This is a genomic window from Gordonia liuliyuniae, assembly GCF_021739025.1.
Classification (GTDB): domain Bacteria; phylum Actinomycetota; class Actinomycetes; order Mycobacteriales; family Mycobacteriaceae; genus Gordonia; species Gordonia liuliyuniae.
The window spans coordinates 16,159-40,211 of record NZ_JAKKOT010000001.1; the positions used below are offsets into that span (position 1 = coordinate 16,159).

Here is a 24,053-nt window from a genome sequence, read left to right on the forward strand (position 1 = left end):
AATCCGAACCGCTCAGGCGAGGAGATGCCCCCCGACGAAAGATTGAGGCTAATGGGCCCCGACGCGTCAAGCGTCGACAACACGATGATCGAATCGTTCTGGTCGACCATGCAGCGCGAGCTGCTCGACACCCACAGCTGAGACACCCCGGACCAGCTCGCCTACGCCATCTTCGAATGGATCGAAGCCTGTTACAACCCGCACCGCCGCCATTCCGGGATCGGGTACCTTTCACCGATCGACTACGAAACCGCGCACCACCACGAACAGACCACCTCACAAGTAGCCTGAAACTGTCACCCCACTGTCCGGGAAACCGGGTCAAGCCCGGTCAAGCCCCGATCTCGATCTGACTAAAGAATGTGTGGCGAGGAGCCGCCACACTTCAGCCGAAGGAGTCAGCGAGAGACCACCCAGGCTAAAGGGCTCGAGATTCTCGGAAGGCCGGACCAGTCGAGCCTCCCTCGAAAACGAGTGAGTCTCCGAGACCGTTCCATATCTAATTTGGATGCTTGATTTCAAGCCTCTTGTCGTGCCAGCCAATCGGGACACTCCACACAACTAGTCGTCCCGGGATGCGGATTTTTGGATCGTCGAGTTCAGCTACACGACGCGCCGCCAACCTGTGATCTTCGAACGCGCCCAGCAATTCGGGCGCGAAATCTGGACCCCATCCCATCTCCCGAGAATCCTGTGGGGGGGCATCTCCCAGCACTAGATGCACAGTCTGTCCTGGATATACTATGGCTCCCGGCTCGGTCTGAACTATCTGTATGAACTCCGTCCAACACGCAATGTTGTCACGCTCAATCACTGCAGCGATCTGGGCAGCGTCGTGGACGTCGAATGCAACACCCGCAACTACTTCATCGAATGTCTCCTCGTTGCGCGCGAATATAACACCGATTCTGGCGTCGCCGAATGGCAATGGCATCTAGACCTCACAGTCTAGCTTGGATTCATTGGTTAGCACCTTTGCGTACATCTGTTTCGCCCTCCCCGGAATTCTGATTGTTCCTATAGTCTCGCCTTTGAAGCTAGTTCCAACAACTCCATTGCACCTGAATGTGACATTCTTTTGATACAGCCTATCTTTTCCACTGTTCTGCATCACGGTCGGATTTCCGCCGAGGAGGCCAACCCCCAACCAGAGGGTATAGTAGCTGTAATACATTCGGCTTTCGTGCCTGATCATCTCGACCGGATACGAGCATTTCGTAAGTGATTTGAGGTCACTATGGCCGACTGGCGAGGAAATGCACTGCGGGCGAGCACCTTCCGGCGCTCGCCCGCAGCGTGGGGGTCTCGTGTGGGTGACGTCTGAGGTCCTGCTGTCCAGTCAGCCGAGACGTTCGATGATCGTCACGTTGGCGGTGCCGCCGCCCTCGCACATGGTCTGCAAGCCATAACGCCCACCGGTGCGTTCGAGTTCGTTGAGCAGGGTCGCGAAAAGTTTGGCCCCGGTGGCGCCCAGCGGATGCCCCAGCGCGATACCGCCGCCGTTGACGTTGACGCGGGCCGGGTCGGCTCCAGTCTCCTTAAGCCAGGCGAGAACGACCGGCGCGAACGCCTCGTTGATCTCGACGACGTCGATGTCATCGATGGTCATGCCGGTCTTCTCCAACGCGTGCTTCGTCGCAGGAATCGGGGCGGACAGCATCATTACCGGGTCGTCGCCGCGCACCGACATGTGGTGGATGCGAGCACGCGGAGTGAGTCCGTATCGAGCGAGCGCGTCCTCCGAGACGACGAGCGTCGCCGACGCACCGTCACAGATCTGCGAGGCCACAGCAGCGGTCAACTCGGAACCTTCGGCGAGCACCTGCAGCGAAGCCATCTTCTCCAGCGACGTCTCGCGCGGACACTCGTCGACGACACAATCACCCAACGGGACATACTCGTTGTCGAAGCGTCCCGCGGCGATCGCCGCGCGGGCGCGTTCGTGGCTCTGCAGGGCCCACGCCTCCATATCGGTGCGGCTGATGTCCCACCGCTTGGCCATCATGTCGGCTCCGACGAACTGGCTGATCTCGGCGCCGCCGAACCGCTTGGTCCAGCCCGGCGACTCCGCAGTGGGGGTGGTGAAGCCGAGCGGCTGGCCCGCGATCATCGCCTGGCTGATCGGGATGGCGCTCATGTTCTGAAGTCCGCCCGCGAGCACGACGTCCTGCGTCCCGCTCATCACGGCCTGCGCCGCGAAGTGGATCGCTTGCTGACTCGACCCGCACTGCCGGTCGACGGTGGTCCCGGGGACACCGAGCGGCATACCCGCGGTGAGCCACGCCGTCCGCGCGACGTTGCCGGCCTGAGGTCCGACGGTGTCGACGCAGCCGAAGATCACGTCGTCGACGACCTCGGGGTCGATGCCGGTGCGGTCGATGATCGCGCTGATCACATGTGCGCCGAGATCGGCGGGGTGAACGCCGGCGAGGGACCCCCCGCGCTTGCCGACCGGGGTGCGGACGGCGTCGACGACGTATGCCTGAGGTGCGGTCATGGTGTGACTCCTTCGTGAATGCGCGGGTCAGGCGCGCTGGCTGGAGATCGAGACGATCTCGCCGGTCAGGTAGGTGGTGTAGTCGCTGGCGAGCATCGCGATGGTCGCGGCGATCTCCCACACTTCGGCGGCCCGGCCGTACGCTTCGCGCGAAGCGAGCTCGTCGAGCAGTTCGTCTGAGGTGACCTTCGCCAGAAACGGGTGCTTGGCGATCGACGGCGCGACCGCGTTGATGCGGACGCCGTAGTCGGCGGCTTCGACGGCGGAGCAACGGGTGAGTGCCATGACACCGGCCTTGGCTGCGGCGTAGTGGGCTTGGCCGCGCTGGGCACGCCAGCCGAGGACCGAGGCGTTGTTGACGATGATCCCGCCGTGCGTCGCGTCGCGGAAGTATCGCAGCGCGGCGCGAGTGGAACGGAACGTGCTGGTAAGCGTGATGTCGACGACGCGATCCCACTGTTCGTCGGTCATGTCGGCGACCGGCGTCTCGCCCCCAAGCCCCGCATTGTTGACCAGGACGTCGATGTGTCCGAGACGGTCGGCTGCCGCCGCGATCAGCGCGTCGACCTGCGCGGTGCTCGACACGTCGCAGACGTGCGAGACGACGCGTTCTGCACCGAACTCGGCGCCCAACTTCTCGACGGTCTCGCCGAGGCGTCGTTCGTGGAAGTCGGAGACGAGGACGTCCGCACCTTCGAGCAGGGCGCGACGGGCGGTGGCGAAACCGATGCCGGTGCCCGCTGCCGCGGTCACGACGACCTTCTTGCCCTTCAGCAGGTCGTGGCCGGCGACCTCGTTGGGCGGGGTCGCCAGCGGCGAGGGGGTGAGGGGGGAGTTCATGCGCGGGCCTCTCGTGGTAGGCCGAGGACTCGCTCGGCGATGATGTTGCGTTGCACTTCGTTGGAGCCGCCGTAGATCGTGTCGGCGCGACTGAACAGCAGAAGGCGCTGTTGTTCGTCGAGTTCCACGTGTTCGGGGTCGGCGATGTCGTTGGCGCGACCTTCGGTGGTCGCGGCCGGACCGAGGAGCGACGGCGCGCCCGCGACCGCCACCGCGAGCTCACCGAGGTCGCGGTGCCAGTTGCCCCACAGAAGTTTCGTGACCGACGCGGCTCCCGCTTCGGAGACGATGTCACCGGACAGCGTGCGGCGCGCGTTCGCCTCCATGACGGTCAGGCCGACTGTCGCTCGACGGAGCCGCGACGCGATCTCCGGGTTGTCGATCGCGCGGTTGTGCTTGGCCAAGTCGATCAAGTCGTCGAGTTCACGACGGAACCCGACCTGCTGTCCCAGCGTCGAGACGCCGCGCTCGAACTGCAGCAGCCCCATCGCGACTTTCCACCCGTCACCCGGCTCACCGACGATGAGATCCGCGGATGTTTTCGCATCGTCGAAAAACACCTCGTTGAACTCGGACGTTCCGGTGATCTGCTGGATCGGACGGATCGTCACGCCGTCGGTGTCCAGAGGGACGAGCAGAAAACTGAGGCCCTTGTGCCTGGTCGACCCCTTCTCGGTGCGCGCGATGACGAAGCACCACTGCGACAGGTGAGCGAGCGACGTCCAGATCTTCTGACCGTTGATCACCCATCGGTCGCCGTCGAGGACGGCCGATGTGGCGACGCCCGCGAGGTCACTTCCGGCACCGGGCTCGGAGTAGCCCTGCGCCCAGAGTTCGGTCACGTCGACGATGTGTGGAAGGAATCGTCGCTGCTGTTCGGGTGTGCCGTATTCGATGAGCGTCGGGCCCAGGAGTTCTTCGCCGAGGTGGTTCACGCGCGCGGGCGCACCTGCTCGGGCATACTCGCGGTGAAAGATGATGCGCTGCCCGATCGTGGCGCCGCGACCGCCGTGTTCGACGGGCCAGCCGAGACACGTCCACCCGGCAGCGGCGAGATGCCGGTCCCATTCGAGTCGCTCGGCGAAGAACTCGTGTTCGCTGCCGGGTCCGCCGCGACCCCGCAGATTCGCGAAGTCTCCGACGAGGTTGTCGGCGAGCCAGTCGCGCACCGACTCTTCGAACAGTCGGTCCGCATCGGTCGTGCGGGCCGCCCATTCGCCGAGGTCGACTGCCCGATCGGCGAGATTGATCGTCGTCATGAGACCTAGCTTAACCTAGCAAGCATTTGCTAGGTTTTGATCATGCTTCCGTCCCCGATGACCACCCCCGCCGCCATGCACCGCGCCGAAGAGCTCTGGCCCGATCGAGTCGCCGTGGTCGACGAGCAGTGGGCGCAGCCCGTGCGTCTCACCTGGAGCGAGCTCGGCGATCAGGTGCGGAAGTTCGCCGCGGGCCTGGTCGACGCGGGCGTCGGACCAGGCGACCGAGTAGCCGTTTGGGCACCGAACAGCCACCACTGGCCGGTAGCCGCGCTCGGCACTCATTACGCGGGCGCCGTCCTCGTGCCGCTCAACACGCGGTACACGGTCAGCGAGGCGTCGGACATCATCGAGAGGTCGGGGGCAAAGGTCGTCGTCGCGTCGGGCGGGTTCGCCGGGATCGATCGGCTCGCCGAGGTGTCGGCCTCGCCGATCGCGGAGGGACGGACGGTGGTCGGCGTCCCACTGGAGTCACCCGTCGACGCGCCGGGCACCATCGTCTGGGATCACTTTCTCGACGTCTCCGACGAGTCGATCGTGCTCGCGCGACAGCGGGCGGACGCCGTCGCCGAAGACGACCTGTCAGACATCCTGTTCACCTCCGGAACCACGGGTTCGCCGAAGGGTGTGCTGGCTGAGCACCGCCACACGCTGGCCGGTTCGCACGCCTGGGCGTCAAACGGCCGACTGTCCGACACCGACCGCTACCTGATGGTGAATCCGTACTTCCACACGTTCGGCTACAAGGCAGGGATCCTGCCGTGCCTGCTGTTCGGCGTCACGATGATTCCACTCGCCGTCTACTCCCCCACCGAGTCGATGCGTTTGATCGACGCCGAGAAGGTGACGGTGTTCCCCGGTGCACCGACGATCTTCCAGACGGTGCTCGACGATCCGGCTCGCCCCGACTACGACCTGTCGAGCCTGCGGCTCGTGGTGACCGGCGCGACGATCGTCCCCGTGGTGCTGATCGAACGCATTCAATCCGATCTCGGGGTCGAGACGGTGCTGACCGCGTACGGGCAGACCGAGACGAGCGGATTCGTCACGACCTGCCGCGCCGACGACGACGCGGTGACTGTCGCCACGACCTGCGGACGTGCCTATGAGGGCATGGAAGTGAAGCTGTCTGACCAGGGCGAGGTCTTGGCTCGTGGCGCGATGGTGATGCGCGGCTACCTCGACGATCCCGAGGCGACGGCCGCGACGATCGACGCCGACGGGTGGCTGCACACCGGTGATGTCGGCACTCTCGATGACCGCGGCAATCTGACGATCACCGACCGGCTCAAGGACATGTACATCAGCGGCGGATTCAACGTCTACCCGGCCGAGGTCGAGCAGGTCCTCGCACGTGTCGACGGTGTCACCGAGGTCGCAGTGATCGGCGTACCCGACGAGCGGATGGGCGAGGTCGGAAAGGCGTTCGTCACCGTCGCGACCAACGCGACCGTGACCGTCGACGACGTGCTGGCTTACGCCCGTGAACACCTCGCGAACTTCAAACTCCCCCGCTCGGTCGAGTTCGTCGATGCGTTCCCCCGCAACCCCTCCGGCAAGGTACTCAAGCGCGAATTGGGCTAACTGATAGCGGCCGCGACACTAGATTCAAGGCATGGCCGAGACCGTGACGCAATTGCTGGAAGAACGGGCCGGCGATTCCGGCACTGCCGTCATCGCCGACGAGGGCACCTGGACCTGGGCTGAGTACGTAACCGAAGGCCGACGCACCGCCTCGGCGGTTCTCGACGCCACCGACCCCGACCGCCCCGCGCACGTCGGCGTGCTCCTCGGCAACACCCCGGCCATGTTGACCGCGCTGGCCGCTGGCGCGCTCGGCGGTTACGTGACCGTCGGCGTCAACGACACCCGGCGCGGAGAGTCGCTGACCGCCGACCTACGACGCGCCGACTGCCAGATCCTGCTGACCGATGCGGCGCACCGCGGACTGCTGGATGGCCTGGACCTGTCCGGGATCACCGTGATCGACACGTCCTCACCCGAGTGGGCCGGGCGTCTCGAGTCGGCCGGTCCACTCGAGCCGCATTCGGTGCCTGGGCCGACGGACCCGTTCATGCTCATCTTCACCTCGGGCACCAGCGGAGACCCTAAACCGGTTCGCTTCGCGCACATGATGATTCCGTTCGCGGGACCACCGCTGGTGGAGAGGTTCGAGGTGACCGCCGACGACGTCTGCTACCTGTCCATGCCGCTGTTCCATTCGGCCGCGCTCCTCGGCGGCTACTGCGTGGCGCTGTCATCCGGCGCGGCGATGGTGCCCGCCCATTTCTCGGCGTCGGCCTTCCTCGACGACGTGCGCCGTTTCGGCGTCACATATATGAACTACGTCGGCAAGCCGCTCGCCTACATCCTCGCCACCCCGAGTCGCCCGGACGATGCCGACTCCACACTGCGCGTCGCGTTCGGCAACGAGGCCACCGACCGGGACATCGACGAGTTCGCGCGTCGCTTCGACTGCGCCGTGTGGGACGGATTCGGCTCCACCGAGTTGGCGATCATCATCACCCGCGAGCCGGGCACCCCGGCGGGCTCGATCGGCAAGGGGTTTCCCGGCGTCGCGATCTACGATCGCTCGACGGGCACCGAATGCCCGCGCGCGCAGTTCGACGCCGTCGGCGCCCTGAGTAACGCCGATGAGGCCGTCGGCGAGTTGGTGAACACCTCCGGCGGCGGCCTCTTCACCGGCTACTACAACGACGAGGTCTCGACCAGCGACCGACTGCGCGACGGAATGTACTGGTCCGGCGACCTGGCCTACACCGACGACGACGGCTGGATCTACCTGGCCGGGCGCACCGGCGACTGGCTACGCGTGGACGGCGAGAACCTGGCTGCCGGGCCGATCGAGCGAGTCCTGCAGCGGCTCCCCGCGCTCAACCGGGTGGCCGTCTACGCCGTCCCCGATCCGGTGGTCGGCGACGCTGTGATGGCGGCCGTCGTACTCAACGACGACGCGAGCCTCACCCCCGACGAGCTCACCGACTTCCTCGCCGCTCAGCCGGATCTGTCACCGAAGGCGTGGCCGTCGTTCCTCCGGATCGCCGACGACCTGCCTGCCACCGCCACGAACAAGATCCTCAAGCGGACGCTGAAGTCCGACGGACTGGAGGTGGGCGACGACGTCCTGTGGACGCGTGCACCACGGTCCGCGTCGTACGTCCCCGACTGCGAGGCACGGCCGCGCCGCGGAGTCGATCTCCACGCGAATCAGACTGCGGCCGACTCGCCGAGGTAGGCACGCTCGAGTCGGGGCAGATCGGCGGCGAGCTCGGTCGCCGAGCACTCGAACGCGATGCTGCCGTGGACGAGAACCACAGCCCGATCAGCGGCCTCCAACGCGAGGCGCACGTGCTGTTCCACCAGGATCATCGCTGTGCCCTGCTCCCGTGCGACACTGCGCAGGACCGGCAGGATCGACTCAACGATCACCGGCGCCAACCCCATGCTGAGTTCGTCGATCAGCAATGCCTTCGGCTGCTGCAGCAGCGCCCGGGAGATCGCGAGCATCTGCTGTTCACCACCGGAGACCTGCCCGGCGTCCACTTTCATCCGCTTGGCCAACGCCGGGAACCACTCCAGCGCCTGGTCCAGTCGCGCTCGGACTTCCGAGCGCCGAGCCGAGCCAACCGCCAGACGGAGATTCTTCTCGCAACTCAGGCCGCGAAACAACGCCCGGTCATCTGGTACCAGCACAAGCCCGCCACGCACCGCTGCCCGAGGGTCGCCCGAGCGGACGGCGACGCCGTCCACGACCACCCGGCCGTCGAGACGCGGCAGGAGGCCCGCGAAGGTCTCCAGCAGCGTCGTCTTGCCTGCGCCGTTGGGGCCGAGCAGTGCGACGATCTCGCCGGGCTCCACCGCCAGGTCGACGCCGCGGACCACGGGGCTGTCGGAGCGGTATCCGGCGTCGAGGGCTAGTGCTTCCAGCACACTCATGCCTCCACCTCCTCACTGTTGTCGATGTTCTCTCTGGTGACGGGGGTTCCGAGATAGGCGGCGATGACCTCGGTGTCCGCGCGGATCTCATCCGGAGTGCCGACGGCGATCAACCGGCCGAGGTCGAGCACGATCACCCGGTCGCACACCGACAGCACCAAGTCCATGTCGTGATCGATCAGCAGCATGGTGGTGCCGCTGCGACGCGCGGCGCCGAGTCGCTCGCCGAGCCACCGGCTCTCCGACGAATCGAGGCCGGCAGCGGGCTCGTCGAGCAGCGCAACGCGGGGCTTCCCCGCCAGTACACGCGCCACCGACACCAGCTGCCGCTGCCCCTGCGACAGGTCCGCCGCGGCGACGGTCGCCAGGTGCCCGACGTCGAGGAGCCGTAGGACCCGGCGGACGGTGGCCGGAGCGTCATGGTCGTCGCGTCGCACTCCGACGGTGACGTTCTCGGCGACCGTCAGCTCGTCGTACAGCTCGATGTCCTGGAAAGTGCGGCCCAGACCGGCGCGCGACCGCCGGTGGGGCGGGAGTCCAGCCAGGCCGGTGCCGCCGAGTGCGATAGTGCCGACGGACGGCGCGAAGCCGCTGATCGCGTCGACCAAAGTGGTCTTACCCGCACCGTTGGGCCCGATGAGGCCGACGATCTCGCCGGGCTGCAGGTCGAAACTCACGTCGTCGACGGCCACCACCGGGCCGTAGTGGACCGAGACGCCCGCGACGGTGAGCGCGGGGCCGACCGTATCGCCGATGGCCGTCGGCCCGCTCGACTCCGCGTCCTCCGGCCCGTCAGACTCAGCCTCGTCCGTGTCGAGGGCCTTCGGCGGTCGACGCAGGAATGCCGGGAGTGGCACCCGTTGAAGCTGACCGACGATTCCGTCCGGGTTCGCGACGATGGTCACCACCAGTAGGATTCCGCTGATCAACAGGTAGTAGTCACCGATGTCGAGTACATACGACATCACCGCGCCGGGCGCCAGCACCCCGGCCAGCAGCGCCCCGGAGACCGAGGTGACGCCGGCGATGTAGAAGACCACGAACAGGCCGATGCCGGAGAAGACACGGTAAGTGTCCGCCGTGGCGAGCGTCTGCTGGTAGGCGAGCAGGGCGCCGCCGAGACCGGCCAGGAAGGAGGCGATGGCGAAGGCGAGCAGTTTGGTGGCACCGACGTTGATTCCCGAAGCTGCGGCCGAGCGCTCGTTGGCGCGGACCGCGAGCATCGACGCGCCCAGCCGACTGCGACGCAGCCACGCGACGCTGAGCGCACACAGGACGAGTACCGCCAGACAGAGCAGACCGAAGGCGATGCGCGGATACCCCTCGCCGCGGCCGATGCCCAGATCGAGCCCGAACAGCGTCGGTTCGCCCACCGGCGCACCCTGCAGGCCGCCGTTGAAGCTGGGGTTGCGGAACCAGAAGGCCTCCAGGAAGACGGCGAGGGCCAGCGTGGCGACCATCAGTGGGAGGCCGCGCACGCGCAGTGCGGGGAGGCCGACCACCACGCCGATCACCATCGCGGCCAGAGCGGCCAGCAACGGTGCGACCGGAAACGGCAGATCCACCGTGGTGGACAAGCGCGACAGTGAGTAGGCCGCTGCCCCGGCTAGCGACAACTGCGCAAGCGAGACCTGTCCGGCGTAGCCGGTGACGACCACCTGCGAGAGCGCGATGACACCGTAGATCAGGCTCATCACCACAGCCAGTCGCATGCTGCCCGAGGTGCCGAAGAGCGCACCGACCGCGATGACCACACCGACCGCGGTGCCGATCACCAGGTGGTTCGGCCGCGGCGAACGGCCCAGGTCCCGTCGGGCGAGGACGCCGCGCCCGGGCAACCGCTGCCCGCGCACCAAGAGGAAGACGATGATCAACAGCAGCGGCACAGCTTCGGCGACGCCCGCGTCGGGGAACCACTCGTAGGTGACCTGCAGTTTGGTGGTCTCCGCCTGCAGCATGCCGATCAGCAGGCCCGCGGCCACGGTCAAGCCGATACTGGAGAAGTTGCCGACGAGCGCGGCGGCCAGCGCGGGCACGATGAACATCGTGTACGCGACGGGGTTGAGCGGAACCATCGGCGCGATCAGAACGCCGCCGATACCGGCGGTAGCCGATGACAGTGCCCAGTTGGCGACGGCGATCCGGTCCGGCGAGAGCCCGGTGACCAACGCGCCCCGCTCTGATTCGGCCGCTGCCTCGGTGGCGATACCGAAGCGCGTGTAACGCAGGACGAGCGCGGCCAGGACCGCGAGGCCGACGATCACTGCCGCGAGCCAGAAGTTGGCGGTGGGCACAGACACGTCGCCCACGTGAATGTTCTCGCTGGGGAAGATCCGTCCCACCGTCGGCGAGTCGGCGCCGACGCGCAGGGCCAGTAGCGCCTGCAGCACCAGCATCACGCCGATCGCCGCGACCGCTTTGGCCAGCGCGGGGGCGGCACGCAGCGGCCGGAAGACGATCAGGTAGAGCACCACCCCGAGCAATGAGGCCACGAGCACCGCGACGAGCATCGCAGGCAGCACCGACCACTTGCCTCCCAGGTCGACGGTGGTCGGGAAGCCCGGTATCGGATTCAGGAGTTCGCCCTGCCGCAAGTAGGCGTACGTGTAGGCGGCGTAGAGGGCGATGGCACCGGTCGCGAAGTTGACGACGCCGGAGCTCTTATAGGTCATCACCAGTGCGAGGCCGAGCGCGGCGAACACCGCGCCGTTACCGAGGCCGAGAGTGAAGAAGGCCAAGTGATCAATCATGAGTGCCGTTCAGTGTGTGTGCCGATGCGGGCGTACCGGCCAACGTTCGCCGGGCCGCGTGGGTGCGACCCGGCGAACGTTGGCAGGAGTGACTACTTGTTGACGACGACGGTGTCGGTGAACTTCAGGTCGTCACCGACGGTGCTGACGAGCATCGCCTTGCTGCACAGCGACGGCAGCTGCGGCATCGCCTTGCCGTTGCAGGTGAAGGTCAGGCCCGGCGCGGCCGGGACCGGCACGTCAGTGGCCGACTTCAGTGCAGCCTTCATCTGTTCGGGACCCACACCGCCTGCAGGCAGCGAACCGCCGACTTCGGCGACCGCCATGACGACCTGGTAGCCCAGATACCCCAGGCCCTGAGGATCGGTGTCGGGGGCGTACTCGGCCATGACGCTGCGGTACAGGGTCACCGACTCGTCATCGGAGGTCAGGTTGACCGTGGTGAAGGCCTTAGCGCCGGACAATGCCTCCTCGCCCACCGCCTCGACCACCGGCTGATCCAGGCAGCTGGCGATCAGGTACTTCTGCACGTCCGGGGCTGCACTCTCGAGCGCCTTGATGCCCTGGATGCACTGGCGGGTGTCACCGAGGATGGTCACCGCGTCAGGATTGTCGGCGAGACCGGCTGCGATCTGCGGCGTCGGGTCGGCGGTGGAGGTCGGGATGGTGATGACCTTGAGTTCGACGCCGGCCCGCGCGAACATCGGCTCGCCCAGTGCCTTGACCGACGCCGCCGCATCGCCTGTGTCACCGATCAGAACGGTGACCTTCTTCAACCCGTCCTTGGCTGCGGTGGCGGCTTCGGCGGCCAGCACCCCGACAATGCCGCCGGAGATCATGAACGCATCCGGACTCACCATCTCAGCCTGCGAGACCGGAGCCTGCGCGATGTAGGGGATGCCCGCGCCCGAAATGATCGGGAGCATCACCGCGCCCTGAGCGCCGAGCGGGGTCACGACGGCGGCGACCTTCTTCTCGACCATCTCGTTCGCGCACTTGGTAGCGGTGGCGGGCTCCTCGTGCTGCTTGCAGACCACCAACTCCAGCTTGTGGCCGCCGATTCCGCCGCCGTTCGCGTTCACATACTGGGCCGCTGCCTCGGCGCCCTCGCGAACGCTCGGGACGGTCACCTGGCCGCCTTCGGGGGCGATGAAGCCGATCTTGATGGTGTCGCCGGTGGCCGGATCGTCGGCGAGTGTCGTGGTGGGGCCTGCGGACGACGATTCGTCGTCTGACGAACAAGCGGTCAGTCCACCCAAGAGCAGTGCGGCGGCAGCGCCGACAGCCAAGGTGGACCGGACGGCCCGTCTGATATCGATGGATGCATTCACTGCGCGGTCCCTTCGGTCGATGAGGTTCCGCGAACTGTAACGAATTCTGGTTGTCGGAAACGCAAAACCGTCAGATCAGTCGTCGAAACGCGCTCAACTGGCGTTTCAACCGCGATTCCGACCCTCAGAACGGCGGCGGGCCCGCCGAATCGAGCTCGGCCGACTTCGCTGCGGCCGCGCAGGCCGCGATGTAGCGGCGGCGGGAGCGGATCCGCATCCGGTACGCATGCTTCGCCTTCGTTCGCGATCGGCCGCGCGTCGGCTGGCCGACGTCGTCGACCACGCCCGGCGCGACGGGCTCGCCGTGTCGGCACGGCACAAGCCCGAGGTCGGGCAGTAACCAGTGGTTTCGGGCACGCGAGCGCACGGTGTAACCGGTCGGCGTGGTGACTTCGGTCCAGATGACGCCGTTGGCATCGATGATCTGGTCGTCGATCCAGCCGCCGGCGAAGGTCTTGACGAGGTGGTGGTAGCGACACTTCGGGTTCAGGTTGCACGGGCACGTGGCCCCGCCCGCGGCGGGAGCGTCGTGGTTGTACTCGGTCACGTGGTCGAGGTCGCAGCGCCACGCAGAACGGTCGCAGCCGGGTTCCGAGCAGGTGCCGAAGACAGCACGCATCGCCACATCGCACGTGGCCGTCGGCCGGTACGGATTCCCGGCCTGCGCGGCGCCGTCGGCGAGGCCCGCGATGTCGAGCGGCCGCAGTCTCGCATCGGTTCTGGCGGCGATCTCCCGCACGTGATGCGGATCGATCACGCCGAACCCGTCGAGCCAGCCGGCCTTGTCGGCGTCGCCGTCGACAGTTGCGGCGTCGGCGACCACGTGCACGACGATCTTGGCGAACTCGGCGGCGATCTCGTCGTCCGAGGCAGTCACCGGGCAGCCCGGTTCACCGCAGTCGCATACGAACGGGCGGCCAGTCAGCAGTGCGACGGCGGCGTCATGACGTCGCACACCGCACGACCGAGAGTCGTTCTCGCACACCCGCCCGGCGACCGCCCTCACGCTCGCGTCGATCATCGCGGCATCCTCGGGAGTCGTGGCGATGGTGACGTCCGACCCGTCCACGTCGTGGGAGACGGTCACGCCCTTACCGCGAGCCGTACGGCGCTCGCGCAGGCCGTCCGGATCGATCTCGGCGACCATCCGACGCGATACGCCTTCGGCGTCACCGCGCGAGACGCCGCCGAGTTCGGCGAGTTCGGATGCGGTCGCGGCGTCGACGGCGGCAATCAGTTCGGCGTCTTCCACGCCGGTCGCCTCCAAGACGACGGCACCGAATGCGGCGACACTGATGACGCCATCGCGCATGAGACGAGCGACCTTCGAGAGGCGTTCGACTGCTTCGACGGCGAGGCTGACCTGACGATCTGCGGTCGAAGCCGCGACGCACAGCGCGGCGGCCACCTCACGCGAGACACTGGCGAACACGTCGACCACGCGGCGGTCCGCGGCGTCGACCGCGACACCCTCCGCGTCGGCTGCGGCGACGAGCATCGCGTAGATTGCCTGGAAACGCAGGAACGCGAGGTAGCCCTCACCTGCGCGCAGCGCGTTGAGCTTCGCCCCCCCGGCCTCGCCGCCTGCCCCGACCGAATCGAGGTCGAGCGCCGACCACGAACTGTTCGACATGGTCATCACCCCTTCACTACGCGTCTCGAACTGTTGTTCTAATTGTAGCGCGTGAGTGTGATCTATTCAATAGTGTATTCGAACTTTGTTCGAATTGGTCACTACTGCCGTCGAAGGACGAACCTCTGCACCTTGCCGCTCGGCGTCTTCGGCAGCGCGTCCATGAAGTGGACGGTGCGCGGGTACGCATGCTTCGAGTACTCGTCGCGGACGAGCGCCTGCAGTTCTGACGCGAGAGCGTCGTCGCCGACGAAGCCCGTGTTCAACACGACGAACGCTTCCACCACCTCGCCGCGGATCCCTTCCGGGTCTGGTCGTCCGACCACGGCGACCTCGGCCACCGACGCGTGCGTCACGAGGACGCTCTCCACATCGAACGGCCCGATGCGGTAGCCGGCGGCGAGGATCACATCGTCGTCGCGCGCGGTGAACGAGAAGTAGCCTTCGTCGTCGGACTTTCCGGTGTCAGCAGTCAGGTACCAGGCGCCGTCGCCGGTGAACCGCTCGGCGGTCTTCTCGGGGGCGGCGTCGTAGCCGGTGAACCACAGCGCCGGACTGGCTTTCACGTCGAGCGCGATCTGTCCGTCGACGATGCCCGCGGTGTATCCGGGCATCGCCTGGCCCATCGAGCCCGGTTTCAACGGCATCGCGACGTCGGCGTTCCAGTGATTCCCGATCACCATGCCGATCTCGGTCTGCCCGTAGTGGTCGCGGACCTCGCACCCGAGATGCGCACGACCGAAGTCGACGATGTCGGGGGTCAACGGCTCGCCAGCCGACGACGCTCGACGCAGCCGCACGCCCGTCATGTCCGCGTGCGCCCGCAACGAACGGTAGATCGTCGGCGCCCCGGCGAAGTTGGTGACGCCGAACTCGTTGAGGACCGAGACCGTCGACTGAGGCGTGAACCCGGCGTTGAGCAATAGGCTGGTGCGGCCGGTGGCCAGCGGCGTGATCAGCGCGTAGTAGAGCCCGTACGCCCACCCCGGGTCGGCCGCGTTCCAGAACACGTCGTCGGCGGCGACGTCGAGCGAGAAGTGTTGGTACGCCTGGAATGACGCTAGCGCTCGAAGTGGGACAGGGACGCCCTTCGGCTTGCCCGTGGTGCCGCTCGTGTAGAGCTGCACGAACACTCCGTCGCCGCCGACCGCCGCGTCATCTGTCGACGGTTCGGCCGTCTGCGACTCGGCGACGAGGTCGTCGACGTCGAGCACGGTCACCGCGTCGATCGGGTCGACCTTCTCGCGCTGCGACGCATCGGTCACCACGACCCGCGCGCCCGAGCCTTCCACTCGCAATGCGATCGCACCGGTCGCGAACGCGGTGAACAGGGGCACGTGCACGGCGCCGATCCGCCACAGCGCGACGAGCGCCACGATCAGGGCGCGACGTTTGCCGAGCAGCACCGGCACGCGGTCACCGGCCGCGACTCCGCTCGCGGCGAGGACCGTCGCCATGCGACGCGACTCGTCGGCGAGGTCGCCGTAGGTGAAGGCCGCTGACGTGAGATCCGGCTCGACCAGGGTGAATGCGACCGAGTCCGGGTCGTGTCGGTCGCACAGCAGATTCGCCGCGCTCGCGTCCGACGCGCCGTAGACCTCCAGCCAATCGGCAACCTGCCGTGCCGGATCCTCTCGTGCTGGGTCCCCGTGTGCTGGGTCGTTCATGCCCGTCCTCCACGTTCTCGATGTGCGTGATGACACAATGATGGATGTGACCGTCGACACCGACAACCCTCAGAAGAGGGGTGTGCCAGCAGACGAGCTGTCGCGCCGTCTGCGCGGCCCGCTCGCTCGGCTCCGACGACACACCGGCGCGAGTCTCGCGTTCGCCGGACGCGTACTGCCCGGCAATGCTCCACGCATCGAGCTGTTCTCCTTCGACGGCGACCTCGTCGGGCCGCTGCGCGGCGCGAACCTCGACCCAGGCCACGGCCTCGGCGGTCGCGTGGTCGGTCGTGCTCGCGCGGAAGCCATCGGCGACTATGTGCGGTCACCGCTCATCACCCACACCTACGACGAGATCATCCGCGCCGAATCGCTTCGAGCGATCGTCGCGGCGCCGATCATCGTGGGCCGCAAGCAGGTCGGTGTCCTGTACGCCGCGCGGCGCACCGCGCAGGAACAGCTCGGCTCGTCGCTCGACGCCGTCGTCGACGAAGCGCGCGCGGTGGAACAGCAGTTGGCGGTCGCAGACGTCCTGTCGACGCTGCGCACCGACGACGACGAACGCGATCTCTCGGCCTGGCGGACGCGGGTCAACGACTCGTACGCCCAATTGCGCGCACTCGCGGACTCGGTGGACGACGAGTCGATGCGCGCACGTGTGCTCGAGATCGCCGCGGGCCTCGCGCTCGACGCCCCAGAGGACGAGCCGACCGTGCGTCTCACCCTGCGTGAACAGGACGTCCTCGCCCTGCTCGGCGCAGGCCTGCCGAATCGCGCGATCGCCGAACACCTCGGCATCGGCGTCTACACGGTGAAGGACTACGTGAAGGCACTGATGACGAAGCTCGACGCGACGTCACGTTTCGAAGCGGTCGTCAACGCGCGCCGGACCCGGCTCATCCCCTGATCTCGGCCCCGACGCTTCCTCCGTCTGTCATCTGTATGAACGACACCCACCTAACGTGGCACGCCCTGGATCTCGACGTACCCAGTAGCGGTCGACGTTGGCAACCCAAACGCATAGGCGCAGATCGCGGACGGCCGCTTCCGCAAGCCTGCGAGAGGACGTGTTCATCATGCGCAAGCATTCCATCACCCGCATCGCCGCGACCCGCATCGCCATCGCCGGCATCGCCGCCGCGAGCCTGACGACCGCGGTCACGATCGGTTCCGGCCAGGCGTCAGCAGACGGGTTCCCGAACGGACCGTACTGCCACGGGCCCGTACAAGTGATGGCCGAGTCGGCCGTCTCCCAAGTGGTGATCTGTCCGGTGCAAGGACCGACCGGGTGGGCGTACAGCGGCAAAGCCAAGACCACTGGGAACTGGATCGACGTCTGGGGAGCGACCCAGAACTCGCTCGGTTTCCACGCGACCAACGACGGCTACACCTATCACGTGCACCGTGACCGCTTGATGATCACCGCACCCAACGGTTCAGTCGTCTCCAGCGAGCCGTGGACGTACTACTACCAGCGGTGACGCTCACCCCGAAGTACGACAACGATCCGCGGCGTGGTTCGAACGAATGACGCCGCGGATTCGCTTGCCACACACTGGAATCACACGAGAATGACACATCGCGAGACGAGGAGAGACGGCCCTCGGTGCGAAGTCGACCGGCACGACGCTCGTCGTCCCGACCGCGCGATACGCGAGCGGCGGATATCACGCCGTCAACAACGGATACGCGTATCACGTCCGACCGGACGCCCTTGAGATCCTCGCACCAGACGGCAGCGTCGTCTCCCACGAGCCGTGGACGTACTACGATTCGACGGAGAACTAGGGGGACTCGACCGGCAAGGACTACGAGATGGGCTTCACCAGGGGGAAGAGGACCGTCTCGCGGATGCCGAGACCGGTGATCGCCATCAGTAGACGGTCGATGCCCATGCCGGTTCCGGCAGTCGGCGGCATCGCGTGTTCCATGGCCGCGAGGAACTCCTCGTCGAGCACCATCGCCTCATCGTCGCCTGCGGCGGCGAGGCGGGCCTGATCGACGAAGCGTTCTCGCTGAATGATCGGGTCGACGAGCTCCGAGTAGCCGGTGGCGAGCTCGAACCCGCGAACGTAGAGATCCCACTTCTCGACGACCCCCGGGATGCTCCGGTGCGCACGGACGAGCGGCGACGTCTCGACTGGGAAGTCACGCACGAACACCGGCTCGTCGAGCTGGTCGCCGACCAGGTGCTCCCACAGCTCTTCGACGAGCTTGCCGTGGCCGTATCCCTTGTCCTTCGGGACGTCCAAGCCGACCTCGGCGGCGATCGCCAGCAGTTCGTCGACGCTCGTCTCCAACGGGACGATCTCGCGACCGAGCGCCTCCGAGAGCGACGGGTACATCGACAGCGACTTCCACTCACCCGACAGGTCGTACGTCGACCCGTCCGGCATCGTCGGCGTCAACGTTCCGACTGCGCCGAGAGCGACGGCCTGCACGAGTTCCCGGGTCATGACGGCGGCGTCGTCGTAGGTGCCGTACGCCTGATAGGTCTCGAGCATCGCGAACTCGGGTGAGTGAGTCGAGTCGGCGCCCTCGTTGCGGAAGTTGCGGTTCACCTCGAACACCCGCTCGATGCCGCCGACGACAGCGCGCTTGAGGAACAGTTCCGGCGCGATACGCAGATACAGGTCCATGTCGAAGGCGTTCGAATGCGTGATGAACGGACGCGCCGCGGCACCACCGTGCAACGTCTGCAGCATCGGGGTCTCGATCTCGAGGAAGTCGCGCTCGACGAGGAACGTCCGCAACTCGGCCATCGCCTTCACACGCGTGCGGGCGGTCTCGCGGGCCTCCGGGCGGACGATCAAATCGACGTACCGCTGACGGACGCGCGACTCCTCGTTCATCTCCTTGTGGGCGACGGGCAAGGGGCGCAGGGACTTCGAAGCCATCTGCCACTCGTCGGCCATGACCGACAGTTCGCCGGTCCGCGAGGAGATGATCTCGCCGTGCACGAAGACGATGTCGCCGAGATCGACATCGGCCTTCCACGATGCGAGCGACGACTCGCCGACCTTCGCCTGGGACAGCATCGCCTGCAGCTGGGTGCCGTCGCCCTCCTGCAGAGTCGCGAAACAGAGCTTGCCCTTGTTGCGGATGAAGATCACCCGGCCCGCGACGCCCGCCTGGACCCCGGTCTCCGAACCCGCTTCGAGGTCGGAGTACTCGGCGCGAATCTCCGCGAGCGTGTGCGTCCGAGTCAACTCGACGGGATACGCCTCACGCCCCTCGGCGAGGATGCGTTCACGCTTCTCACGGCGGATCCGCAGCTGTTCGGGGGTCTGATCGTCCTCGCGGGTCTGCTCGTCGCTCTGGTGCTCACTCACCAAACCAGGGTAATTCGCCGCAGCGGTCAGGAGCCAATCGAGTACGAGGTCAGCGCGGGTCGTAAAGCCCGAGCGCGTCGACCCCGACCGACCCCGTCACCCTGCGCTCACGCAGCGCGCGATAGCCGCCGACGACGAATCGGGCGCCGGTGACCCCGCGAGCCTGCAGATGCCAGGCGAGCAGTTCGGCGTCGTACCCGTCCTCGGAGACGAGGACCCACTGCGCCTCGGCGGTGGCCGCACGCAACGCCGACGGTGACGCCGGACTGAGGAGGTCGAGAGCCTCGGCGGAGTCGATCGCAACGGCGCCCAGCAACGCGCCGAACCGGCGGTGCGATGAGGCGTCGCGTAGGTCGACTGCGACGCCGCCATCACGCAGAACGGAGTGGAACTCGTGCGCCTGAACCGACAGCGGGACCGCGACGAACGGGGCAGAAACGGGAGTGGAAACGACAACAGTCATGAGGGATTCCTCGAAATGATCGAACGAGCAGAGCGGTTGACGATGGGGGCGTCCACACGGGGACGTCAGCCCTGACAACACTCCTGACAGCTCTTGATCACGACGACGACTCTGCCACAGCACCGAACAGTCCGGAAAGAGTTTTGCGCATGGGTGGGCCGAATCACCCAGTCCCGTGCGCCGCAACCGCGCGTCGAACTCGGATCGATCGATCAGGAACGTTGACCGTTCGACCGCTGTTGCCGATACAGTCGACGTCGCACTGTGTTCGTCGTCACGAGAGCTTGTACATCCCCGGAGGCCGTCTCATGAGCATGACCCGTCGTTCGTTCCTGCGCGCGAGCGCCGCCGCCGCGGGAGCGGTCGCCGCATCGTCGACCGCGTCCGGCCTGGCCCGCGCCGAGCCGGGTGCCGCATCGTCCGCGAACACCGCGGGCACCACCCTGGAGAAGGTCGGGGTGGCCGGCAGGCCGGACAAGAAGGGGTACCGCAAGCTCGTCCAAGGCAAGGGCTGGCCCCTGTACGTCCGCGAGGAACTCGCCGGAGCGAAATCCACTCGCGACTCGACGCGGACCGGCCTCGCATCATTCGTGCAGCTCACCGACATCCACATCACCGATGTGCAGAGTCCCGCCCGCTTCGAGTACGTGCACCCGCTGCAGGGACCTGCATATCGGCCGCAGGAGGCGCTCGGCACACAGGGCGCAGTCGCCCTGATCGAACGCATCAACGCCCTGTCGGGCGGCCCGTTCACCGGGCGCGCGTTCGACTGCGTCGTCTCGACCGGCGACAACACCGACAATCACGAGATCGTCGAACTCGACTGGTACCAGCACTTGCTGTCCGGCGGCACGATCACCCCGAACACCGGACATCCGACCCGGTTCGAAGGCGTGCAGTCGTTCGGTTCGGCGATGTACTACCGGCCCGAACTCGACAAGCCCGACCTCTACAAGGACCACGGTTTCCCGACCATACCGGGGCTCCTGCACGCGGCGATGCGGTCACACACCAGCCCGGGGCTGAACATGCGCTGGTACTCAGTGTTCGGCAACCACGACGACCAGATGCTCGGGACCGTGCCGAACGACCTGATCGACTGGTTGTACCTCGGCAATGTGAAATTCGACCTCCCCGGCACCGATCCGACGGCGGCCGCCATCGCCAGTGCGCTTCGGAGTGATCCGGCGTCGGTGGTGGGGTTGCTCGGGAAGCTGAAGACCACCGGCCCGACTCTGCCTGCGACCGCGGACGCGCGACGACGACCGTTCACCCCACGCGAGTTCATCCGCAGCCACTTCGACCGGTCGATCACCGGTGCGGGCCCGGTGGGCCACGGATTCTCCGATCCCGACGGCCCCAGCTGGTACCGATTCCAGATCGCACCGGGGGTGCTCGGCATCGCAATGAACACCACGAACAGTCTCGGGATCGCCGACGGGTCGATCAGCCAGAAGCAGCTGACGTGGATCGAGAAGCAGATCAGCGCGCACGCCGACCAGCTGGTGATCGTGTTCAGCCATCACACGTCGACGACGATGACAGCGAAGCTGCCGAACCCGGAGACGCCCGGCGAAGCCCAGTTCGACGGCTCACACCTCGTCGAACGCCTCAAGACGCACCGGAACGTAATCGCGTGGGTCAACGGCCACACGCACAACAACGAAGTGACGCCGCATCGAGGCACGACACCCGCCCACAGCTTCTGGGAGATCAACACGGCCAGCCACATCGACTTCCCGCAGCTAGCCAGGATCGTCGAGGTGACCGACAATAAGGACGGCACCCTCAGCATCTTCACGCCGCTGATCGAAGCCGAGGGGCCGTACACCGCCGATCCGTCGGACCTGTCGCAGAAGGGTCTGGCGAGCCTGTACCGCGAACTCTCGATCAACGACATCCATCTGGAAGACCGGATCGGCACGGCCGCGGACCGAAACTGCGAACTGCTGTTGGCGAACCCGCTCAGTTAGCGTCGCGCCACGGTGCGAGCAGCAGTCGGCAGGCTCGACGCATGCTGGCTTCGGCTTCGTCCGAAGTGAGTTCGCCCATCACCGCCCACGAGAGGATGCCATAGGCCGCCTGTTCGACGATCCCGGTGAGCTGCAGGTCATCGACGGTCGGGGCGTCGATTCCCGCGACGCCGAGAATGCGTTCACGAAGATCGAATCGGGTGGCCGCCGACTCGGCGCGGACCGCGTTGACGGACACGATCATCGCGCGGCCGAGCAACGGGCGGGCCAGCATGCTGCGACAGGCATCGGTCATCATCTCGGCCACCGCTTCGACCGGGTCGTCTTGCTTCGGGGCATGTCCGGGCCCCAGATCGGCGGCGTATTCGAGCATCAGCGCCGCGAACAGCTGATGTTTCGTCGGGTAGTAGCGGTACAGAGTCGCGAGGGACACCCCGGCCTCCGCCGCGACGTCGGCCATGCGCACCGAGTCGAGCTCGCGTTCGGCGCCGAGCCGGGCCGCCACCCGGAGGATGTCCTCCACGCGTCCACGCTGGACCGCTGTGGTCGGAGCGGCCCCGTCACGTTTCGTGCTGGGTCTAGGCATCGTCGCCCTCACGACGTTTCATCAGTGCGGTCATGAGTCGATGATGCTTGAGCACCGTCCGGGCTCGATCGTCGGCACCACCGAGTGCGACGCCCCGCTCATTCCCGGACACCACGTGCACGGGACCGTCCGACAGATGCGCCAGTCCCTCCGCGGCGACGTCCGCGGGGCGCCCGACGACGAGGCCGGGCACGTCGAAGTCGAGACCGGCCCGTCGCATGGCCGGGGTATCGGTGACACCGAGCACCAGGTGGAGGACGTCGACGCCCGCTTCCCGCAGTTCCAGCCACAATCCTTCGGTGAAGATCCGCACGAACGCTTTGGCTCCGCCGTACACGGTGTGCTCGGCGGAGCCGAGGTAGCCGCTGAGTGATCCGATCGTGATGATGCCTCCCGACCCGCGCTTCTTCATGCGCGCGCCGTAATGATGTGCGAGTGCCATCGGGACGGTGACATTGAGGGTGAGTACCTTCATGAACTCGACGAGATCACCGTCGACGAATTCGGACCCGTAACTGTTGGCGCCCGCGTTGCAGACCAGCAACCCGATGTCGAGGTCGTCGGTCGCCTGCAGGACCCGGTCGAGATCGGCGGGGACGGTGAGGTCAGCGCTCACGGTCCGTACTGCACGCCCATGCTCCCGGCATCGCTGCGCGATATCTTCGAGCGGGCCCACTTTACGTGCGACGAGCACGAGGTCGACGCCCGCGGCCGCGAGTTGTTCGGCGAATTGTGCCCCGACGCCTTCAGAACCCCCGACGACGAGCGCCCACGGCCCGTACTCGGCGAGGTCCGATGCTGCGATATCCGACTCAGTCATTACGATTCATCCTCATTTCTAGAATTCATTCTAGTTTAGGTGACATCATGGCGGCATGAAGCACAACACCACGATTCCCCGCTTCGGCATATCGACGCCGATCGTCGTCCAGGTACCCGGGGTGGCCTCCCCCTGGGAGGCTGACGCCGGCGTGGACGATCTGACGGAGATCGCAGCGACCGCCGACCGTCTCGGGTTCGATTACCTCACGTGCGCCGAGCACGTCGCCGTCCCGACGAGCGCCGAGGGGCGCGGCGTCGCCTACTGGGACCCGCTGTCCACGCTGTCGTTCCTGGCGGCGAGCACCGAACGGATCCGCCTGGCGACCTCGGTGCTCGTGCTCGGCTACCACCACCCGCTGGAGATCGCCAAGCGCTACGGCACCCTCGATCGACTCAGTTCGGGCCGGGTGATCCTCGGTGTCGGAGTCGGCTCACTGGAGGAAGAGTTCGACCTGCTCGGCGCAGCCTGGCGAGGTCGAGGCTCCCGCGCCGACGACGCGATGCGCGCGTTGCGCGCATCCCTGTCGCAGCAGCGTCCGGAGTACCACGGCGAGCACTACGACTACGACGGACTGATCGTCGAACCGTGCGGCGTGCAGGAGTCGATACCGCTGTGGGTCGGTGGCCGCAGCCTGCGTTCGCTGCGCCGCGCCGTCGAGTTGGGCGACGGCTGGATGCCGTTCGGGCTCGGTGTCGGCGCGCTGCGCGACCTTCTCGCACAGGCCGACGTCCCGACCGGATTCGAGATCGTGCTCGGCACCGCACCTCTCGACCCGATCTGGGATCCGGGCCGCGCGATGGAGAAGATCACGCGCCTCCTCGACTCGGGAGCCACCTCGATCACCTGCACCCTCACGGCCGATTCGGCCGCCAACTACTCAGAACAACTCGCAGCACTGACCGAACTGGTCGCTCCGCTGCGCGAGGAGAAGTGAGATCAATG

At 66.7% G+C, this 24,053-nt stretch carries 19 protein-coding genes and 1 pseudogene; 7 read left to right on the forward strand and 13 right to left on the reverse strand.

Annotated elements, in window-relative coordinates:
* Positions 1-156 precede the first annotated feature (156 nt).
* A pseudogene (locus tag L5G28_RS00090) lies at positions 157-291 on the forward strand (hypothetical protein); the annotation flags it as partial.
* Between the two features lie 208 nt (positions 292-499).
* On the opposite strand, the gene L5G28_RS00095 reads toward L5G28_RS00090, so the two are convergent.
* The 4 genes from L5G28_RS00095 to L5G28_RS00110 form a co-directional block, all read right to left on the reverse strand.
* Positions 500-934 (reverse strand): hypothetical protein, encoded by a 435-nt coding sequence (locus L5G28_RS00095; protein WP_236999801.1) that lies wholly within the window; start codon positions 932-934, stop codon positions 500-502.
* A gap of 405 nt (positions 935-1,339) precedes the next feature.
* A complete protein-coding gene (locus L5G28_RS00100; protein ID WP_236999802.1) occupies positions 1,340-2,497 on the reverse strand; it encodes an acetyl-CoA C-acetyltransferase in 1,158 nt (385 codons plus the stop codon).
* A 27-nt stretch (positions 2,498-2,524) separates the two neighbouring features.
* On the reverse strand, positions 2,525-3,337 hold the full coding sequence (locus L5G28_RS00105; RefSeq protein WP_236999803.1) for an SDR family oxidoreductase: 813 nt from the start codon (positions 3,335-3,337) through the stop codon (positions 2,525-2,527).
* Positions 3,334-4,596, reverse strand: coding sequence for an acyl-CoA dehydrogenase family protein (locus L5G28_RS00110; protein ID WP_236999804.1), 1,263 nt, complete (start codon positions 4,594-4,596; stop codon positions 3,334-3,336). Before L5G28_RS00110 ends, L5G28_RS00105 begins: the two co-directional genes overlap by 4 nt.
* A gap of 42 nt (positions 4,597-4,638) precedes the next feature.
* On the opposite strand from L5G28_RS00110, the gene L5G28_RS00115 reads away from it, so the two are divergent.
* Both L5G28_RS00115 and fadD1 read left to right on the forward strand, forming a co-directional pair.
* The gene (locus L5G28_RS00115; RefSeq protein ID WP_236999805.1) at positions 4,639-6,180 is read left to right on the forward strand and encodes a FadD3 family acyl-CoA ligase; all 1,542 of its coding nucleotides are present in this window, start codon (positions 4,639-4,641) and stop codon (positions 6,178-6,180) included.
* Between the two features lie 31 nt (positions 6,181-6,211).
* Complete coding sequence (gene fadD1 / locus L5G28_RS00120) at positions 6,212-7,852, forward strand: fatty-acid--CoA ligase FadD1 (RefSeq protein WP_236999806.1); 1,641 nt, start codon at positions 6,212-6,214, stop codon at positions 7,850-7,852.
* On the opposite strand, the gene L5G28_RS00125 is transcribed toward fadD1, so the two are convergent.
* The 5 genes from L5G28_RS00125 to L5G28_RS00145 all read right to left on the reverse strand — a co-directional run bounded on the left by L5G28_RS00125 (position 7,825) and on the right by L5G28_RS00145 (position 15,934).
* The gene (locus L5G28_RS00125) at positions 7,825-8,553 is read right to left on the reverse strand and encodes an ABC transporter ATP-binding protein (protein WP_236999807.1); all 729 of its coding nucleotides are present in this window, start codon (positions 8,551-8,553) and stop codon (positions 7,825-7,827) included. The two genes, fadD1 and L5G28_RS00125, sit on opposite strands and share 28 nt — an antisense overlap.
* Positions 8,550-11,303 (reverse strand): branched-chain amino acid ABC transporter permease/ATP-binding protein, encoded by a 2,754-nt coding sequence (locus L5G28_RS00130; RefSeq protein WP_236999808.1) that lies wholly within the window; start codon positions 11,301-11,303, stop codon positions 8,550-8,552. The genes L5G28_RS00125 and L5G28_RS00130 overlap by 4 nt, the downstream gene beginning before the upstream one ends.
* Before the next feature lie 92 nt (positions 11,304-11,395).
* A complete protein-coding gene (locus L5G28_RS00135; RefSeq protein ID WP_236999809.1) occupies positions 11,396-12,634 on the reverse strand; it encodes an ABC transporter substrate-binding protein in 1,239 nt (412 codons plus the stop codon).
* A 124-nt stretch (positions 12,635-12,758) separates the two neighbouring features.
* On the reverse strand, positions 12,759-14,273 hold the full coding sequence (locus L5G28_RS00140; protein ID WP_236999810.1) for an HNH endonuclease signature motif containing protein: 1,515 nt from the start codon (positions 14,271-14,273) through the stop codon (positions 12,759-12,761).
* Between the two features lie 95 nt (positions 14,274-14,368).
* Positions 14,369-15,934, reverse strand: coding sequence for an AMP-binding protein (locus tag L5G28_RS00145; RefSeq protein WP_236999811.1), 1,566 nt, complete (start codon positions 15,932-15,934; stop codon positions 14,369-14,371).
* A gap of 40 nt (positions 15,935-15,974) precedes the next feature.
* Here L5G28_RS00145 and L5G28_RS00150 point away from each other — a divergent pair, with 40 nt between their 5' ends.
* Together L5G28_RS00150 and L5G28_RS00155 are read left to right on the forward strand one after the other, a co-directional pair.
* Positions 15,975-16,841, forward strand: coding sequence for a LuxR C-terminal-related transcriptional regulator (locus L5G28_RS00150; protein ID WP_236999958.1), 867 nt, complete (start codon positions 15,975-15,977; stop codon positions 16,839-16,841).
* Positions 16,842-17,010: 169 nt separating this feature from the next.
* On the forward strand, positions 17,011-17,415 hold the full coding sequence (locus L5G28_RS00155) for a hypothetical protein (RefSeq protein ID WP_236999812.1): 405 nt from the start codon (positions 17,011-17,013) through the stop codon (positions 17,413-17,415).
* Positions 17,416-17,742: 327 nt separating this feature from the next.
* Here L5G28_RS00155 and lysS read toward each other — a convergent pair whose 3' ends face one another.
* Entirely contained in the window at positions 17,743-19,266 is a 1,524-nt protein-coding gene (gene lysS / locus L5G28_RS00160; RefSeq protein WP_236999813.1) for a lysine--tRNA ligase, read from the reverse strand.
* 49 nt (positions 19,267-19,315) lie between these two features.
* Positions 19,316-19,729, reverse strand: coding sequence for a rhodanese-like domain-containing protein (locus L5G28_RS00165; RefSeq protein ID WP_236999814.1), 414 nt, complete (start codon positions 19,727-19,729; stop codon positions 19,316-19,318).
* Between the two features lie 308 nt (positions 19,730-20,037).
* Here L5G28_RS00165 and L5G28_RS00170 point away from each other — a divergent pair, with 308 nt between their 5' ends.
* Positions 20,038-21,702: a TIGR03767 family metallophosphoesterase gene (locus tag L5G28_RS00170; protein ID WP_236999815.1), complete on the forward strand. Its 1,665-nt coding sequence runs from the start codon at positions 20,038-20,040 to the stop codon at positions 21,700-21,702.
* Here L5G28_RS00170 and L5G28_RS00175 read toward each other — a convergent pair.
* Positions 21,695-22,225 (reverse strand): TetR/AcrR family transcriptional regulator, encoded by a 531-nt coding sequence (locus tag L5G28_RS00175; RefSeq protein ID WP_236999816.1) that lies wholly within the window; start codon positions 22,223-22,225, stop codon positions 21,695-21,697. The two genes, L5G28_RS00170 and L5G28_RS00175, sit on opposite strands and share 8 nt — an antisense overlap.
* Positions 22,226-22,280: 55 nt before the next feature.
* A complete protein-coding gene (locus L5G28_RS00180; RefSeq protein ID WP_236999817.1) occupies positions 22,281-23,108 on the reverse strand; it encodes an SDR family NAD(P)-dependent oxidoreductase in 828 nt (275 codons plus the stop codon).
* 55 nt (positions 23,109-23,163) lie between these two features.
* Between L5G28_RS00180 and L5G28_RS00185 the strand changes: the two genes are divergently transcribed.
* Positions 23,164-24,045: an LLM class F420-dependent oxidoreductase gene (locus L5G28_RS00185; protein ID WP_236999818.1), complete on the forward strand. Its 882-nt coding sequence runs from the start codon at positions 23,164-23,166 to the stop codon at positions 24,043-24,045.
* Positions 24,046-24,053 lie beyond the last annotated feature (8 nt).

Coding starts and splice junctions, on each gene's coding strand:
- L5G28_RS00095 (WP_236999801.1), bottom strand. CDS start 934: ATGCCATTGCCATTCGGCGACGCCAGAATCGGTGTTATATTCGCGCGC.
- L5G28_RS00100 (WP_236999802.1), bottom strand. CDS start 2,497: ATGACCGCACCTCAGGCATACGTCGTCGACGCCGTCCGCACCCCGGTC.
- L5G28_RS00105 (WP_236999803.1), bottom strand. CDS start 3,337: ATGAACTCCCCCCTCACCCCCTCGCCGCTGGCGACCCCGCCCAACGAG.
- L5G28_RS00110 (WP_236999804.1), bottom strand. CDS start 4,596: ATGACGACGATCAATCTCGCCGATCGGGCAGTCGACCTCGGCGAATGG.
- L5G28_RS00115 (WP_236999805.1), top strand. CDS start 4,639: ATGCTTCCGTCCCCGATGACCACCCCCGCCGCCATGCACCGCGCCGAA.
- fadD1 (WP_236999806.1), top strand. CDS start 6,212: ATGGCCGAGACCGTGACGCAATTGCTGGAAGAACGGGCCGGCGATTCC.
- L5G28_RS00125 (WP_236999807.1), bottom strand. CDS start 8,553: ATGAGTGTGCTGGAAGCACTAGCCCTCGACGCCGGATACCGCTCCGAC.
- L5G28_RS00130 (WP_236999808.1), bottom strand. CDS start 11,303: ATGATTGATCACTTGGCCTTCTTCACTCTCGGCCTCGGTAACGGCGCG.
- L5G28_RS00140 (WP_236999810.1), bottom strand. CDS start 14,273: ATGACCATGTCGAACAGTTCGTGGTCGGCGCTCGACCTCGATTCGGTC.
- L5G28_RS00145 (WP_236999811.1), bottom strand. CDS start 15,934: ATGAACGACCCAGCACACGGGGACCCAGCACGAGAGGATCCGGCACGG.
- L5G28_RS00150 (WP_236999958.1), top strand. CDS start 15,975: ATGGATGTGACCGTCGACACCGACAACCCTCAGAAGAGGGGTGTGCCA.
- L5G28_RS00155 (WP_236999812.1), top strand. CDS start 17,011: ATGCGCAAGCATTCCATCACCCGCATCGCCGCGACCCGCATCGCCATC.
- L5G28_RS00165 (WP_236999814.1), bottom strand. CDS start 19,729: ATGACTGTTGTCGTTTCCACTCCCGTTTCTGCCCCGTTCGTCGCGGTC.
- L5G28_RS00170 (WP_236999815.1), top strand. CDS start 20,038: ATGAGCATGACCCGTCGTTCGTTCCTGCGCGCGAGCGCCGCCGCCGCG.
- L5G28_RS00180 (WP_236999817.1), bottom strand. CDS start 23,108: ATGACTGAGTCGGATATCGCAGCATCGGACCTCGCCGAGTACGGGCCG.
- L5G28_RS00185 (WP_236999818.1), top strand. CDS start 23,164: ATGAAGCACAACACCACGATTCCCCGCTTCGGCATATCGACGCCGATC.